The sequence below is a fragment of the Phytobacter sp. V91 genome, assembly GCF_965644225.1.
In the GTDB taxonomy this organism is placed as follows: Bacteria; Pseudomonadota; Gammaproteobacteria; order Enterobacterales; family Enterobacteriaceae; genus CBFFRJ01.
In genome coordinates, this window is the sequence record NZ_CBFFRJ010000003.1 from 21,112 (window position 1) to 37,124 (window position 16,013).

Below are 16,013 nucleotides of genomic sequence, written 5' to 3' on the forward strand. Positions count from 1 at the left end.
CAGGATTGGATAAAACCTAAATTTTACCTCAACAGGCGGACCATCAGATAAATAGCGGGTTCCTGCGCAATATCTTGTAAATGCTGGAGCATTTGTTCACTCCAGTCGCGCCAGGGCGATTCGGCTTCAGCCGCCAGGCGGGCAAAAGCCGGTGCCAGGGTATTGACGTGGCTGGCATCGATAACAATCTCGCCAAAGGTTAACAGCCCGCGCATTTTGCGTTGTGCTTCACCCTCCAGCAGATCAACCCAGGCCTGGTAGCCATCGAGCGGACATTCAAGCACCACATTCAGGCAATCGATCACCCCCACGTGATGACCGATTGCCAGTGAGTAATACATCACCTGGCGGCTCTTTTCTTCCACATTAACGCTGTCGTCAACAAACTTCTGCCGCAGCGTCCAGAACATGACTTTAGCGCCGTACTCAGCCATTATGACGCTCCATTTCAACAATTAGTTGTTGCACGATGCTCGTCAGACGAGGGTCTGCCGCCTGTTGCAGCCAGGCGTGAATACGCGGCAAACGCTGCGTCGGTTCTCCTTCACTCAACAAGGCAAAAAAGCGTTCGGCGATTTCCCGCCCCTGGCGATAGCCAGCCAGTTGGCGAGCCAGACGCTCAATATGCACACGCATTGCCAGCGGCACCGCAGGCCAGCGTATGCTGGCGGTTTCCCCCTCGGCCTGCTGGTAATCGATGGCATGCAGTTTCTGCTCAAGTAGACCTAAGGCGACCGCAAAACCGTGAATGGTGGCGGCAGGTGTCGGCGGGCAACCAGGGATCCAGACGTCAATGGGGACGATAGTATCGCTACCACCCCAGACGCAGTACAGGTCGTGGAAGATGCCGCCGCCGACCCCGCATGCGCCGTAAGATATCGCAATTTTATGATCCGGCGCGGAGTGCCAGGCGCGCAGAGCAGGCATGCGCATGGCGCGGGTTACCGCCCCGGTAAACAGCAAAATATCGGCATGACGGGGCGAGGCCACCACTTTGATGCCAAAACGCTCGGCGTCGAACAGGGGAGTGATGGCGGAGAAAATTTCGATTTCGCACCCGTTGCACCCGCCGCAGTCAACCCGATAAACATAGGCAGAACGCTGGATATCACGCAGCAGCACCTGCTTGATTTTCTGCGCTTCGTCATCCAGCGAAATCGGCTGGCTGACATGTTGTGACAGCGTCAGGGAATCGGCACTCATGCTTGCTCCTTAAGATGGTAATGAACGTTGGTACTGCCCCGGTGCTCCAGTGACGCCCGGCGTTTACAGGCCGGGCATACCTCCGCCTGAGCGCGCAGCGTCGCCAGAATTTCGGGATTGGCCTGATGCATCGCCAGCAGCTCTGTGGCCAGCGCGACAGATTTCTCCGGAGCGAAAGGCTGATGGCATTCAGAGCAATGTTGCAAACGGAAAGTGGCGCGCACATAGAGATCGGCTTTGCGGGTCACGGCCAGTTCGAAATCTTCCGTCAGGCGAATAGCATGGGTCGGACACACTTCTTCGCAGCGGCCGCAGTAAATACAGCGGCCAATAAAGAGCTGCCAGGTGCGGGCGTTATCGTCCGGTGAGGTTTCCATCGTCAGGGCGTTGGCCGGGCACGCTGTGGTGCAGGCTCCGCAGGCGATACACTGCTGCGCATCAAGCTCAGGTCGGCCGCGAAAGCCAGGGCAGACATCCAGCGGTGCAAACGGGTATTTCACCGTCACGTCGCCTGCCCTGAGAATGGTTTTCAACAATTTAAGCATCGTATCCTCCTTATTTCAGCGGCGAGTTGCGACGTTCAATACCGTAACGCTCGATCTCTTTGTACGGCACGGTGGTGGATTTGCGTTTACGCACGTCCACCAGAGTGACACGGTCTGTACAGGAGTAGCAGGGATCGAGGCTGCCGATAATCAGCGGCGCATCGGACACGGTGTTGCCGCGCAGCATATAGCGCAGCACCGGCCAGTTCGCGTAGGTCGCCGCACGGCAGCGCCAGCGGAACAATTTTTGGTTGTCGCCGAGCATACTCCAGTGCACATCTTCGCCACGCGGCGCTTCAACGTAGCCGAGGGCGAATTTATGCGGCTGATAGGTGAAGCCTTCGGTCAGCAGCGGGGTGTTCGGCAAATTATCCAGGGCATATTCAATCATCGACAGTGAGTCGAAGGTCTCTTTGATCCTGACCATCACCCGGGAAAATACATCGCCATCAGGCCAGCTGAATAAGGTTTTCGGGATATTGCCATAGTCGGCATAAGGGTGATCAAAACGAAGATCGCGGTTAAAGCCGCTCCCGCGGATCAGCGGCCCGACCGGGCTGTAATCACGCGCTATCTGCCTGTCCAGTACGCCGACGCCTTGCGTGCGCTGACCGATATTGGGCGTGGAGAGCAGCATGTCCACCAGCTGCGTCACTTCGGCGCGCATTTCGCGGACCAGCTGGATGGTTTTGACGCGCTGCTCTTTAAGCACATCGCGACGAATGCCGCCAATCAGGTTCAGGCCGTAGGTTTTACGCGACCCGGTAAGCAGCTCTGCCATGGTCATCGATTTTTCGCGGATGCGGAAAAACTGCATAAAGCCGGTATCAAAGCCGACAAAGTGGCAGGACAGGCCGATATTCAGTAAATGGCTGTGCAGACGCTCCACTTCCAGCAGTACCGAGCGAATAGTGTGAGCCCGTTGCGGGACCACAATGCCGAGCGCGTTTTCCACCGAAGTGGTGTAGGCCACGCTGTGGGCGAAACCACAAATGCCGCAGACACGGTCTGACAGGAAGGTGACTTCGTTGTAACCCATGCGGGTTTCCGCCAGTTTTTCCATACCCCGGTGGACATAGAACAGGCGATAGTCGGCATCGACAATTCGTTCGCCATCAACAAACAGACGGAAGTGGCCCGGTTCATCGGAGGTGATATGCAACGGGCCAATCGGCACGATACGCGCAGAATTGCCCCCTTCATTGATAAAGGAGTAGTTTTCCGTGTCGGTGGTGGGTTCCGGGCGCAGGCGGTAATCCATGGTGTCTTTGCGCAGCGGATGCAAATCATCCGGCCAGTCATCCGGTAGTAACAGACGGCGTTGATCCGGTAAGCCCACCGGGATCAACCCGTACATGTCACGGATCTCACGCTCGCCCCAGACCGCAGCCGGAACCTTCGGGGTGACGGACGGGAATTCGCGGGTGGCGGCATCCACCAGCGCTTTTACCACGATCCAGCATTTTTCTGCCCCTTCCATCGACAGGGCATAATAGACCCCGTAATGGCCATTCAGCGTGCGTTCGTCGTTGCCGAACAGCACCGGCAGCCAGCCATCGTGTTGATAATAGAGGTAATGAACGATGTCCGGCAGCAGGTTGAGCTTCACCGTAATAGTGGTCTGCTCAAAGGTCTGCCGTTCTTCTTCAAGAATGGCCCCTGGAAATTGCGCGTTTAGCGCCACAAGGTATACCGCACCACGAGGGGCATCAAGACTGACACTCTCTAAATAACTCACTTTAACTCTCCCTGAACCCGTGCGGGCGTAGCTGTTGCGGCGGTGGTGTCGAAGGACGCCCACAGCCAGCTAAATTGTGTTGATTGTTCATCGTTGCCAGACATCACGATGGCTGATGCGCTGGCCAGCATCTTGCTCACCGGCTGTGGAATATGGGTGCCCATGACCAGCATCATCACCAGCAAAATCACCATGGGCAGCGTGGTCAGCCAGCCGAGTTCTCCACTTGCGACCTCCTGCGGCGGAGCGGCGAACAGGACTTTAGCCACCATGCGTACCAGCCCGCCAAGGACGATGGTCAGCAGCAACAGCAGCACAATGGTCAGGGTTAAATGGTCGGCGGCAAGCCCGGCGGTGACGGTCATAAACTCGCTGAGGAAGATATTGAATGGCGGCATGCCGCCAAGCGCCAGCGCACCGCCGCCCAGCAGAACGGCGGTAAAGGGCATCACTTTGAGCATGCCGCAGACCACGTTCAGATTGCGGGTGCCGTATTTGAGCAATACGTTGCCGGAGCCACAGAACAGCAGCGTTTTGGCGAGACTATGGTTCAGGGTGTGCAGCAGGGCGGCCAGAATCCCCAGCGGGCCGCCGATACCCAGAGCGACCGCCACCAGACCCATGTTTTCCACGCTGGAGTATGCCAGCAGACGCTTGATGTCCTGCTGTACCAGAATAAAGAAGGCAGCCACTGCAACGGAGAGCAGGCCAAATATCATCAGCAGCATATTGGGGAAGCTGTTGCCAATGGCATGGCAGATGATGATGTAATAGCGAATCAGCACCAGCAGCGCGCAGTTCAGCAATACCGCCGAGAGCAGAGCGCTCACCGGGCTTGGCGCTTCACTGTGGGCGTCCGGCAGCCATGCGTGCATCGGAAACAGCCCGGTTTTGGTCCCAAAGCCAATCAGGACAAAGACAAAGGCCAGCACCATTAACGTCGGGTCGAGTTTGCTGCTCTCTTTGAGCACTTCGGTCCAGAAAATGGCGTGATCCGGCTCGGCCATAAAGCTTGCGGCATTGGCGTACACCAGCACGGTGCCGAACAGACCAAAGGCCACGCCGACAGTACAGATGATGATGTATTTCCATGCCGCTTCCAGCGACGAACGCTGACCGTAAATGCCCACCAGAAATGCTGAACTGAGGGTGGTGGCTTCAATCGCCGCCCACATCACAATCAGGTTATTGCTGGTGACCACCAACAGCATGGTGAAAAGGAACAGATGGAAAAAACCGTAGTAGTTGCACAGCGTGCCGACGGTTATCTCCCCATGATCCACTTCGTGGCGCATATAACCAATGGAGTACAACCCGGTCAGAAAACCGATAATCCCCAGCAGCGACAGGAACAGGCCGCTCAGGCTGTCGATATGTAACCAGCGATGGGCGGCAAAAATTTCGCCCTCTTTGACCGCTTCCGCCACCGTCCACAGTGCTACTACCATCAACACTGCAATGCCGAGGGTATGCACGAACGTGACAATCCCCCGGGCTGCGTCGCCGCGCAGTCGGCAGGCAAAACAGAGCACGGAAATCAGCAGAGGCGTCAGCAGTAGCAAAGTGAACATCAATGCATGACTCATGTCGTTATCCTTTCAGCGCGGTGAGGTTGTTAACATCCAGCGTGCCGTGGGTGCGCCAGATTTTTCTCGCCAGCAGCGTCATCACGATCACCGCGAAAATGGCATCGGTCGCGATACCGATCTCCACCAGCTCCGGCGCCCGCCAGGCCAGCAAAGCCAGCACCAGATGCGAGCCGTTTTCCATCAGGCAGTAGCCGAACACCTGGCGTAGAATATTGCGTTGGCTGATGATGCACAGCAGTCCCAGCAGGAAGTGACCGAGCGCTACCGCCAGCGCCGGTTTTAACTGGGCGACCATGGGTAACTGCACCGGACGGACCACAAACCAGCACAGCAGAACGATCCCGGCTGCCATCAGCACCAGCGCCGCCGGGCCAAACAGGCGCTCTCCCTGCCCGGCAGGGGCCATTTTGCGAAACGCATAACCCATAATCAGCGGTACCAACAGGACTTTGGTAAAGAATGCGCTGATGGACCACATCCGCAGTTGTTCAGCATCAAGTAGCACCGAGAGGGTGAAAAATATCGATACCAGCACCAGCGATTGCAGCGCGTACAGCCAGCAGGAGACGGTGTAGCGTCTGGCGCAGGTGACCAGCAGCGAGGTGAACATCATCAGCCCCGCGAGGTTGTTAACTAAAATTGTTCCAGTCATCTTCGACTCCCTTAACCCATCCAGGCTGCGGCAATGACGCTTGAACACAGCGACATCACCACCAGAACTATCAGTACCACACGCATTGACCAGGGCAGCGGCGCGGCCTGAGCCACTTCATCACTCGCTTCACCCGGTACCACACGTCCGAACCAGTAAATAAACCAGCCGAAGCTGGCGACCGACTCCACCAGCGCCAGGATCATGACGGCGAGTAAAATGGGGTACTGGTCTGAGAGGGAAAAACCGGCGGCGAACAGTGGGAATTTACTGAAAAAGCCACTGAAAGGCGGCACGCCGGTAATGGCCAGCGCCGCGACGCAGAAGCCGATGCCAGCCAGCGGCAAGGTGCGCATCACGCCGCGCAGACGCGGCAGCATACGGGTACCGCAGCTGTAGCTCAGCGCTCCCGCCACCAGGAAGAACAGGCTCTTGGCGAACGAGTGGTTGAAGATGTAAACCATCCCCGCGTTGAAGGCCATTTTCGACCCGAAGATGGAAAGCGACAGCGCGAGGAAGATCCATGCCAGTTGCGAGATGGTTGACCAGGCGAGCAGGCGCTTCATATCTTTTTGCGGCAGGTACATTAAAAAGCCGTAGACCAGCGTCAGCGTCGCCATCGCCACACCCACCCAGCCGATAAGGTGTGGGATCTCTCCACCTGCGGCGATGGCGCGGGCAAAAATATAGACCCCCACTTTGACCATCGATGCAGCATGTAAGTACGCACTGACCGGCGTCGGCGCTTCCATCGCATCCGGTAGCCAGGCCTGTAATGGCAACTGCGCCGACTTACCCCAGCCCGCAAACAGGATGCCGCCATAGACAATAAAGCTGGCGTTACCCTGCAACTGGTTCATGGCGCTCAGGGCAAAAGTACCGGTTTGCAGGAACAGCGTGGCCGCCGCCAGATAAAGCCCCAGTGAACCCACATGGGTAATGAGCAGGGCTTTCATTGCCGAACGCTGGGATTTCTCCGACTGGTAATAGCTGATTAACGCCCAGGAACAGCCGCCGGTGATTTCGAAAAACAGCAGCTGCCCGAGCAGGGTGGAAGAGAGCACCAGCCCCGACATGGCGCCAATAAAGATCAGCAGAAAAGCGTAATAACGATTGCTGCCATCGTGAGGATGCTCGCGGTTAGCGCGGGTTAAATAGCCGGTGGAGTAGAGGGCGACCAGCAGACCGAGGAACACCACCACAAACAGGATCAGGGTGCTGATTCGGTCAACCGTCATGCCAAACAACGCGACCTGACCGACGCTCAACAGCGGAATATCGACCGCCTCGCTGCCCGCTGCGTGAAAACCTGCCGCCAGCGCAACGGTGGCGAAGGTTGCCAGTAACGCGACAACGGTGGCAAACATGGGGGCGGTCTGCCTGGGGGCCAGAGAAACAGCCAGTGCGCCGATAAACGGCAGCAGCAGGACTGTCAGGGCAAGAGTTTCCATAGTTATTCAGCGCTCCTTACAGACCGGTTAACCAAAGAACATACGACAGCGCGGCAAGACTGAAACCGAGCCAGGTAAGGTGGTGAGTCAGTAAGAACCGACTACGCGCCAGGGAGTTTTCCACCACGGAGGCCAGCACAAATACCACCAGTAATTTGACCAGGGTGATAATCAGCGCCAGTAGCAACGCGCCTGCGCTCAGGGTTCCGGCATTACCGAAGGGGAAGAACAGCGCCAGGAATAACGAGGCCATCACCACCTGTTTTAAGCCGATCCCCCATTTCACCAGGGCAAGGCCCGCGCCGGAGTACTCGGTAAGCGGACCTTCCTGCAACTCCTGCTCGGCTTCGGCGACATCGAAGGGGATTTTGCCCATCTCGATAAAGCAGGCGAAGCCGCAGGCCAGCATGGCAAGCAGAGTGGCGACGGGAGAAATCCAGCCGCCTGCCAGCGTTGTGCTGATGGCGCCCACGTTGGTGGACCCCGCCAGCAGCGCCAGTACCAGCAGCGAGAGGATCAACATAGGTTCAACCAGGATCCCCAGCGTCAGTTCACGACTGGCGCCGATACCTGCGAACGGGCTGCCGGTATCCAGCCCGGAGAGGGCGAAGAAGAAGCGGAACAGGGCAAAAAGATAAATCAGAGTGATAAGATCGCCGGCTCCGGCGAAGGGCGATGCGTGGATAAACAGCGGTAAGGTCATGGCGACCAGCAGCATGCTGCTCAGCAGTACCCAGGGCATAACACGAAACATCAGACCGGAAGAGGCGGGAGCCACTTCCTGGCGTTTAAGCAGTTTTTGCAGATCGCGGTAGTCCTGCAAAATCCCCGGTCCGCGTCGGGAATGCATACGGGCGCGGATCTGCCGGGAGATCCCGGTAAATAAAGGCGTCAGGGCCAGCAGGAACGCCGCCTGGAAGAGAGCAAACAGGCCCATCGTCCAGTCAGGGGTTGGTTCTAACATGTTCTCTCCCTCCTCAGACGGCAATAGTCAGCAGCAGGATCACCAGCGCGGCGATCACATACAGGCAATAAAGACGGAAATCACCGCTTTGCAGATATTGCACCGTACGGGCAATACGTTTGGTCAGGCTGACCAGCGGCTGGATGATTTTGTCGTCCCAGAATGGTTCGGTACGGGTAGCGGCAAGCGTTACGCCACCCAGGCTTCGACTCAGTTGATCGGAAGGATCAAGCCACTTGCGCATCTGATAGAGCGGGCCGAACATCACGCGCAGAGGTTGGGTAAAACTGCCCGCGGAAGGGGCCATCCCTTTTTCCCAGGCATAGCCGCAGGCCCAGGCATCGCCGGTGCGACGAAAGCGGCCCCGGGTCTGGCGATTGATATACCAGAAGATCCCAGGTATCAGCGGCAGTACGATAAGCAGCAGGAAGACCACCGATGGCGTCAGTACCGCCTGCTGCGCATCGCCGGGCAGCAGCGTGGCTCCCGCGGCAACCGCAAGGGTTTCCTGCGTGGCAAGAGACTGCGCGATAAGCAGCAGATGCGGGGCGATAACGCTGGCACCCACGCCTGCCAGCACGCAGAGCAGCGCCAGGATGCACATCGCCGTGACCATCGGCCACGGAACTTCACGCGCCTGTTCGGCTTTTTCGCTGCGGGCATTGCCGCAAAAGCTGATGCCATACACTTTGACAAAACACATTGCCGCAAGCGCCCCGGTTATGGCCAGCATTACGATGGCGATGGGGCCCGCCAGGCGGGGAATAATGGCGTCAACGCGGGTCAGAGAGAACAGAGACTGGTAGGTGTACCATTCGCTGATAAAACCATTAAGCGGCGGCATCGCGGAGATGGCCAGGCAGCCAATCAAAAATGCGCCAGCGGTCCAGGGCATCCGTTTCGCCAGCGCGCCCATTTTTTCCATATCCCGGGTATGCAGGCGAAAGATAATCGCTCCGGCCCCAAGAAACAGCAGCCCTTTAAATAAGGCGTGGTTGAGCAGATGGAACAGCGCGCCGAGCAGGCCGATGGCGGCAATCACCGGATGGTTGAGCGCGATACCGGCCATGCCGGTGCCGACCCCCATCAGAATGATGCCGATGTTCTCCACCGTGTGCCAGGCCAGCAGGCGTTTAATGTCATGTTCCGCCAGCGCATAGAGTACCCCCAGCACCGAAGAGACCGCGCCAAACGCCAGCACCACCACGCCCCACCATAGCGGAATGCCGCTGTGGCCCAGCAAATCGATGCCGACTTTGATAATCCCGAAGATACCGATTTTTACCATCACGCCGGACATGAGTGCTGAGGCGTGTGACGGTGCCGCAGGGTGCGCGCGGGGGAGCCAACTGTGCAACGGCAGCATCCCAGCTTTGGCGCCAAAGCCGAAGAAGGCCAGCAGGAACACGCTTGAGGCAACACCCGGTGAAAGTGATAGTTCCCGGAAGCTGGCAAAATCAAGGCTGCCGCTCTGCCGCCACATCAGGAAGAAGGCGACCATAATCAACACCGAACCTGCGTGGGCAATAAAGAAGTAGAGCAGCCCGGCGTGAATGGACTCATCGTCCTGCTCGGTGATAACCAAAAACCAGGAGGCCAGCGACATCATCTCGAACAACACGATAAACCAGAAGGCGTTGTCCATGACCACCAGTCCGACCATCGAGGCGATAAACAGGTTCATAAAGAAGCCCATCGCCCCGACACCCTTGCCGAGATATTCACGTACATAGGAGAGCGAATAGAGGCCGCACACCGTCACCAGCAGCGAAATCACCAGCACCATAAAGGCGGCAAGGCTGTCCATTCGCACCACGAAGTGGGCAAAGGCGAAAGGCCCCGGCGTTTGCCAGAGCAAGGTTTGGCCCGCAGCAAGGGCGGTCACGGCGCTGGCAAGGCCGAGTAAACCGCCCGCCATCGCCGAGATGCCCGCGACCTTAATCGCCAGGATTTCATGCCGGGCAATCAACAGCGAAACAATGCCCCCGGCAACGTATAAAAAGAGTGACCACATCAATAATTGCAGGGCATCCATTAGCGTTGCTCCGGCGAAGTTGAAGAGGAGTCGAAGGCCATATCCGTCGTATTCACCGCCGCCATCAGCCTGCGCGCCGCTACCTGTTTATTGAGTGCGTTTTCATCCACCAGGTGCAGGGCATGGGTTGGGCAGGCTCTGATGCAGGCCGGGCCTTCGGGCAGGAACTGGCAGAGATCGCACTTAACCGCAATGGTCTGGACGCCAGCATTCCAGCGTAAAAACGGATGCTGAGTTTGTGGGCTGTCAGGAACATCCCTGAGCTGGGTTTCGGCAACAAAATGTTCGTAGCGAGTGGGAACATTCACCGGGTGACTGCCTGACGGGGTGATCGCCCCAAACGGGCAGACCAGACCACAGAGTTTGCAGCCGATACACAGTGTTTCGTTGAGGTAGACGGCATCATCCTGAAAAGATATCGCGTTTACCGGGCAAACCTGTTTGCAGGGGGCGTCGTCACAATGTCGGCACATCACTGGCGCGGTCTGGGTGTTGGTTTTCACCAGCGTTAACCTCGGGTGATGCTGCAACCCCTGGGTTTTATGTACATCCGAACACGCGGCAAGGCAGGTATTGCATCCTATACACCACTCGGGATCTGCAATCACAAAGCGGTTCATGTCGGCTCCTTGAAAGAGAACTAAATTCGTTGAGCCTGCTTAAGCATAAGATATGCCAATATTAAAAATTATTAATTTTCAAAGTGTTATGTTTTTGTGCGCGCTTTATAAGAGCAAAAGTGATGGTCAGAGAAGAGGGGCAGACAAGACATCGGCACAAGTGTCGAGAGGATTACTGTAGTGTGATGTAGATCACAAAAATGAACAGGGGAAGAAAAGTCGAGAGGCAAATATAATGACGGCCCGCGAGGGCCATCATTGAATGCAGTTTGTTTACGCTGAAAAGATCAGGCGTTTTCTTTCAGCCAGTTAAGCACGACGTCGTGGTGATTACTGGTTTTGAAATCATCAAACACATGTTCGATTTTACCGTCGGCATCAATCAGGAAACTGGTGCGATGAATGCCGTCATAGGTTTTGCCCATAAAGGATTTTTCACCCCAGACGCCAAACTGCTCGCAGGTCTGATGATCCTCATCAGAGAGCAGGGTAAAATTGAGTAGCTCTTTTTCGGCAAAGCGGGAAAGTTTTTCCGACTTATCGGTGCTGATGCCCAGAACGTCGACACCAACTTTTTTTAACTCGTCCATGTTATCGCGAAGGCCACATGCCTGCACGGTACAGCCTGGGGTCATTGCTTTCGGGTAGAAATAGACCAGAACACGCTGTCCCTGGAAGTCGGTCAAATTTACTTGTTCTCCGTCTTGATCCGGCAAGCTAAATTTCGGTGCAATATCACCGGCTTTCAGTGGATTCATTACTTAACTCCATCCTGTTCATCATGCTGTGAATAGTTGACGACATTTATACTGCCCTGTGCTTTCAGTTCTGTACATAGGGCTTTGAATGCCTGCTCAATATTTGATGCATCCTGTGACGCCGGACTGTGCGCAGTGATTTGAATAAACAACTGCGCGGCGCTCTCCGGACTGGCGGGTTGCGTTCGGGAAACCAGCTCAGCAATGTTCATCTGATGCGCGTCAAATAACGCCGTGAAGCGTTCAATCAGATGCGGGGAGTCGGCAACCTCGACCTGCACCCACACGGTCGCGGGCAAGGCTGGACGAGGTTTGGCAATGGTTCGCTTCATGACGATCAGCAAATCCAGTTCTGCGCCCTTTAAGGGTAACGTCGACTCAATCAGCGTGATGGCGTTCCACGAACCGGAAAGCAGCATAATAAAGGTGAATTCATCGCCCAGCATCGCCAGGCGGCTGTCTTCGATATTACAGCCACAGCTGCTGACGTGACGAGTGATAGTGTTAACGATACCAGGCCTGTCGGCACCCAGTGCAGTGATAACCAGAAAATGTTGTGATGAAGCTGTCAAACCGGTGCTTCCTGTCAAACCTGAGGTAATCATAAGGAAAGCATAAAAAAAACCGGCATACAACAGCGGGAAGCCCTCAGGTCACTTGCTTTTATTACAGCACCACACGTACCATTGAGATTCTTGTTTGCACAGAGGATGGCCCATGTTCACGGGAAGTATAGTCGCGCTTGTCACGCCAATGGATGATAACGGTAAAGTCTGTCGGCCAAGCCTGAAAAAACTGATTGATTACCATGTCGCCAATGGAACGTCGGCGATAGTTTCTGTAGGAACAACCGGAGAGTCCGCCACCCTCAGCCATGATGAGCATGGCGATGTGGTACTGATGACGCTGGAACTGGCAGACGGGCGCATCCCGGTTATTGCCGGAACGGGTGCGAATGCCACCGCCGAGGCCATCAGTCTGACCCAGCGCTTCAACAACAGCGGCGTTGTGGGTTGCTTAAGCGTCACGCCTTATTACAACCGTCCTACCCAGGAAGGTCTGTTCCAGCACTTCAAAGCCATCGCAGAACACACCGATCTGCCGCAAATTCTGTATAATGTGCCGTCGCGTACAGGCTGTGATTTACTGCCTGAAACCGTGGGTCGCCTGGCGAAAATTAAAAATATTATCGGTATTAAAGAGGCCACCGGGAACTTAAGTCGCGTTCATCTGATCAAAGAGCTGGTTTCAGATGACTTCATTCTGCTCAGCGGCGACGATGCAACCGCAATGGACTTTATGCAACTTGGCGGTAACGGCGTGATTTCCGTCACCACCAACGTGGCGGCGCGTGATATGGCCGATATGTGCAGACTGGCAGCGGAAGGGCAATTTGCTAAAGCGCGCGAGATTAACAGGCGTCTGATGCCATTACACAACAAACTATTTGTCGAACCCAATCCAATCCCGGTCAAATGGGCATGTATGGAGTTGGGGCTTGTGGCAACCGACACGCTGCGCCTGCCGATGACACCGATTACCGACAATGGTCGTGAAGTGGTTCGTTCGGCGCTTAAGCATGCCGGATTGCTGTAAAGTTTAGGGAGATTTGATGGCTTACTCAGTACAGAAGTCGCGCCTGACGAAGGTGGCGGGTGTTTCGCTTGTCATGCTGCTCGCAGCCTGTAGCTCTGATTCACGCTATAAGCGTCAGGTTAGTGGTGACGAATCCTATCTGGATGCAACGCCGCTTGCGGAACTTCATGCGCCAGCTGGCATGATCCTGCCAGTACAACATGGCGAATACACCATTCCTGTCACGCAAGGCAGCGGTGCTCTTGGTAAAGAACTGGATATCCGCCCACCGGCCCAACCGCTGGCGCTGGTTACGGGCGCGCGCACTCAGTTTACCGGCGACACAGCAACGCTGATGGTGGAAAACGGCCGCAATACCAACCTGTGGCCGCAGGTTGTCAGCATTATTCAGGCGAAAAACTTTGCTATCGCTAAACGTGATGACGCCAGCCAGACTTTATCCACCGATTGGGTTGACTGGAATCGCCTCGATGAAGATCAGCAATACCGTGGTCGCTATCAAATCTCGGTCAAACCGCAGGGCTACCAGCAGGCGGTGACCGTCAAACTGGTGAATCTGGAACAGGCGGGTAAACCGGTGGCTGATGCCGCTTCATTGCAGCGTTACAGCACCGAAATGTTGAACGTTATCTCCGAAGGTCTGGATAAATCGGTGACTGCCGCGCAGAACGCCGCAGAAAATCGCAGCGTTACCTCGCTCGATGTGCAGAGCGCCGCGGACGACACCGGTCTGCCAATGCTGGTGGTGCGTGGTCCGTTCAACGTGGTATGGCAACGCCTGCCGGCAACGCTTGAAAAAGTGGGTATGAAAGTGACCGACAGCACCCGCTCTACGGGTAGCATGGCGGTAACCTATAAGCCATTGTCTGACAGTAGCTGGCGTGAACTGGGTGCGCGCGATCCGGGGCTGGTTTCCGGTGACTACAAACTGCAGGTCGGGGATCTCGATAACCGCAGCAGCCTCCAGTTTATTGACCCGAAAGGACATACGTTGACGCAGTCGCAGAATGACGCCTTGGTGGCCGCATTCGAAGCCGCTTTCAACAAGTAATGACAAGGGCCGGAAACCTCCGGCCTTTTTTTATTTCATCGACGCAAACGTGTGCGTCGGGGTAAAATAGCTTTTTAGTTAAATCATCACACCTGGAGTGACAAAGATGCAAAAGCAAGCTGAGTTGTATCGTGGCAAAGCGAAGACCGTATACAGCACGGAAAACCCGGACCTGTTGGTGCTCGAATTCCGCAATGATACGTCAGCAGGGGATGGCGCGCGTATTGAGCAGTTTGACCGCAAAGGCATGGTGAACAACAAGTTCAACCATTTCATTATGAGCAAACTGCAGGAAGCGGGTATCCCTACTCAGATGGAAGCGCTGTTGTCTGACACCGAATGTCTGGTGAAAAAACTGGATATGGTGCCGGTCGAGTGTGTGGTGCGTAACCGCGCTGCCGGTTCACTGGTTAAACGCCTGGGCATCGAAGAAGGCATCGAGCTGAACCCGCCGCTGTTCGATATGTTCCTCAAAAACGACGAAATGCACGATCCGATGGTCAACGAGTCTTACTGCGAAACCTTCGGTTGGGTTAACAAAGAAAATCTCGCACGCATGAAAGAGCTGACTTACAAAGCCAACGATGTGCTGAGTAAACTCTTTGATGACGCCGGACTTATCCTCGTTGATTTCAAACTGGAGTTCGGTCTGTACAAAGGCAAAGTGGTGCTGGGTGATGAGTTTTCCCCGGATGGCAGCCGCCTGTGGGACAAAGAAACGCTGGATAAAATGGACAAAGACCGCTTCCGCCAGAGCCTGGGTGGCCTGATTGAAGCCTATGAAGCCGTTGCCGGCCGTCTGGGTGTTAAACTGGACTGATCCCGCCTTCATCGCGCCTGACCAGAGGATCTACGTATCCTCTGGTTTTCTGCATCTTTTTTCTTATGGTAATCCTTCCCGCAACCGCCTACTATCACCTTTATTAGATCAGAAGTTGAGGTGTTTATGCGCTGGCAAGGGCGTCGAGAAAGTAACAACGTTGAAGACCGGCGTAACGAATCCGGTGGACCTGTCATTCGCGGCCCTGGCTTTCGCCTGCCGGGCGGCAAAGGCGGGATTATCCTGCTGGTTATCGTCATTTTCGCCAGCTACTACGGTGTCGACCTGACGGGGCTGATTACCGGCCAACCGGCGAACACGTCCTCACCACAATCCTCCATCAGTCCGCAGGATGATGAAGCGGCCAAATTCACCAGCGTCATTTTTGCCACCACTGAAGATACCTGGGGGCAAATTTTCGAGAAAATGGGCCGTAGTTACCAGCAACCTAAGCTGGTGATGTACCGCAACCGTATCACCACGGGCTGCGGCACCGGGCAATCCATTATGGGGCCGTTCTACTGCCCGGCAGACAGCAAAGTCTATATCGACCTCTCTTTTTATGACGAGATGAAAAACAAACTGGGCGCCGATGGCGACTTCGCTCAGGGCTATGTGATTGCTCACGAAGTGGGTCACCATGTCCAGAAACTGCTGGGTACTGAAGCCAAAGTGCGCCAGTTGCAGCAGGGAGCAAGTCAGGCGCAGAGCAATGCGCTCTCCGTTCGTATGGAACTGCAGGCGGACTGCTATGCCGGTGTCTGGGGCCATAGTATGCAGCAGCAGGGCGTGCTGGAAGCCGGCGATCTGGAAGAGGCGCTCAATGCCGCCCAGGCGATTGGCGATGACCGTCTGCAACAGCGCAGTCAGGGACAAGTGATCCCCGATTCCTTCACCCACGGCACCTCGGCGCAGCGTTACAGCTGGTTTAAACGGGGTATGGAAAGCGGCGACCCGGCGCAGTGTAATACGTTTGCTCCAGGGCTTTAAT

The 16,013-nt window shown here is 55.8% G+C and carries 16 protein-coding genes; 4 read left to right on the plus strand and 12 right to left on the minus strand.

What is annotated here, in order from left to right; all coding sequences use genetic code 11:
* Positions 1-23: 23 nt before the first annotated feature.
* From ACSZO4_RS01030 to ACSZO4_RS01085, 12 genes are all read right to left on the minus strand, one after another.
* Entirely contained in the window at positions 24-434 is a 411-nt protein-coding gene (locus ACSZO4_RS01030) for a formate hydrogenlyase maturation HycH family protein (RefSeq protein ID WP_437886973.1), read from the minus strand.
* Positions 427-1,203 carry an NADH-quinone oxidoreductase subunit B family protein gene (locus tag ACSZO4_RS01035; protein WP_437886974.1) on the minus strand — a complete coding sequence of 259 codons (777 nt, stop codon included), beginning with the start codon at positions 1,201-1,203 and terminating at the stop codon, positions 427-429. Before ACSZO4_RS01035 ends, ACSZO4_RS01030 begins: the two co-directional genes overlap by 8 nt.
* Positions 1,200-1,748, minus strand: a complete 549-nt coding sequence (gene hyfH / locus ACSZO4_RS01040) for a hydrogenase 4 subunit H (RefSeq protein ID WP_437886975.1) — start codon at positions 1,746-1,748, stop codon at positions 1,200-1,202. Before hyfH ends, ACSZO4_RS01035 begins: the two co-directional genes overlap by 4 nt.
* Positions 1,749-1,758: 10 nt before the next feature.
* Positions 1,759-3,486: an NADH-quinone oxidoreductase subunit C gene (locus ACSZO4_RS01045; RefSeq protein WP_437886976.1), complete on the minus strand. Its 1,728-nt coding sequence runs from the start codon at positions 3,484-3,486 to the stop codon at positions 1,759-1,761.
* On the minus strand, positions 3,483-5,072 hold the full coding sequence (hyfF, locus tag ACSZO4_RS01050; RefSeq protein WP_437886977.1) for a hydrogenase 4 subunit F: 1,590 nt from the start codon (positions 5,070-5,072) through the stop codon (positions 3,483-3,485). The genes ACSZO4_RS01045 and hyfF overlap by 4 nt, the downstream gene beginning before the upstream one ends.
* 4 nt (positions 5,073-5,076) lie before the next feature.
* Positions 5,077-5,727: a hydrogenase 4 membrane subunit gene (gene hyfE, locus ACSZO4_RS01055; RefSeq protein WP_437886978.1), complete on the minus strand. Its 651-nt coding sequence runs from the start codon at positions 5,725-5,727 to the stop codon at positions 5,077-5,079.
* Positions 5,728-5,738: 11 nt separating this feature from the next.
* A complete protein-coding gene (locus ACSZO4_RS01060; RefSeq protein WP_437886979.1) occupies positions 5,739-7,178 on the minus strand; it encodes a hydrogenase 4 subunit D in 1,440 nt (479 codons plus the stop codon).
* Positions 7,179-7,194: 16 nt separating this feature from the next.
* Entirely contained in the window at positions 7,195-8,142 is a 948-nt protein-coding gene (locus tag ACSZO4_RS01065; RefSeq protein ID WP_437886980.1) for a respiratory chain complex I subunit 1 family protein, read from the minus strand.
* Positions 8,143-8,155: 13 nt separating this feature from the next.
* Entirely contained in the window at positions 8,156-10,177 is a 2,022-nt protein-coding gene (hyfB, locus tag ACSZO4_RS01070) for a hydrogenase 4 subunit B (RefSeq protein WP_437886981.1), read from the minus strand.
* Entirely contained in the window at positions 10,177-10,797 is a 621-nt protein-coding gene (locus ACSZO4_RS01075) for a 4Fe-4S dicluster domain-containing protein (protein WP_437886982.1), read from the minus strand. Before ACSZO4_RS01075 ends, hyfB begins: the two co-directional genes overlap by 1 nt.
* A gap of 287 nt (positions 10,798-11,084) precedes the next feature.
* On the minus strand, positions 11,085-11,555 hold the full coding sequence (bcp, locus tag ACSZO4_RS01080) for a thioredoxin-dependent thiol peroxidase (RefSeq protein WP_437886983.1): 471 nt from the start codon (positions 11,553-11,555) through the stop codon (positions 11,085-11,087).
* A complete protein-coding gene (locus ACSZO4_RS01085; protein ID WP_437886984.1) occupies positions 11,555-12,127 on the minus strand; it encodes a glycine cleavage system transcriptional repressor in 573 nt (190 codons plus the stop codon). The genes bcp and ACSZO4_RS01085 overlap by 1 nt, the downstream gene beginning before the upstream one ends.
* 145 nt (positions 12,128-12,272) lie before the next feature.
* Here ACSZO4_RS01085 and dapA point away from each other — a divergent pair, with 145 nt between their 5' ends.
* The 4 genes from dapA to ypfJ all read left to right on the plus strand — a co-directional run bounded on the left by dapA (position 12,273) and on the right by ypfJ (position 16,012).
* Complete coding sequence (gene dapA / locus ACSZO4_RS01090; protein ID WP_437886985.1) at positions 12,273-13,151, plus strand: 4-hydroxy-tetrahydrodipicolinate synthase; 879 nt, start codon at positions 12,273-12,275, stop codon at positions 13,149-13,151.
* Positions 13,152-13,167: 16 nt separating this feature from the next.
* On the plus strand, positions 13,168-14,202 hold the full coding sequence (gene bamC, locus ACSZO4_RS01095) for an outer membrane protein assembly factor BamC (protein ID WP_437886986.1): 1,035 nt from the start codon (positions 13,168-13,170) through the stop codon (positions 14,200-14,202).
* A gap of 106 nt (positions 14,203-14,308) precedes the next feature.
* A complete protein-coding gene (purC, locus tag ACSZO4_RS01100) occupies positions 14,309-15,022 on the plus strand; it encodes a phosphoribosylaminoimidazolesuccinocarboxamide synthase (protein ID WP_437886987.1) in 714 nt (237 codons plus the stop codon).
* A 126-nt stretch (positions 15,023-15,148) separates the two neighbouring features.
* The gene (gene ypfJ, locus ACSZO4_RS01105; protein ID WP_437887025.1) at positions 15,149-16,012 is read left to right on the plus strand and encodes a KPN_02809 family neutral zinc metallopeptidase; all 864 of its coding nucleotides are present in this window, start codon (positions 15,149-15,151) and stop codon (positions 16,010-16,012) included.
* The last annotated feature ends 1 nt before the right edge of the window (position 16,013 follow it).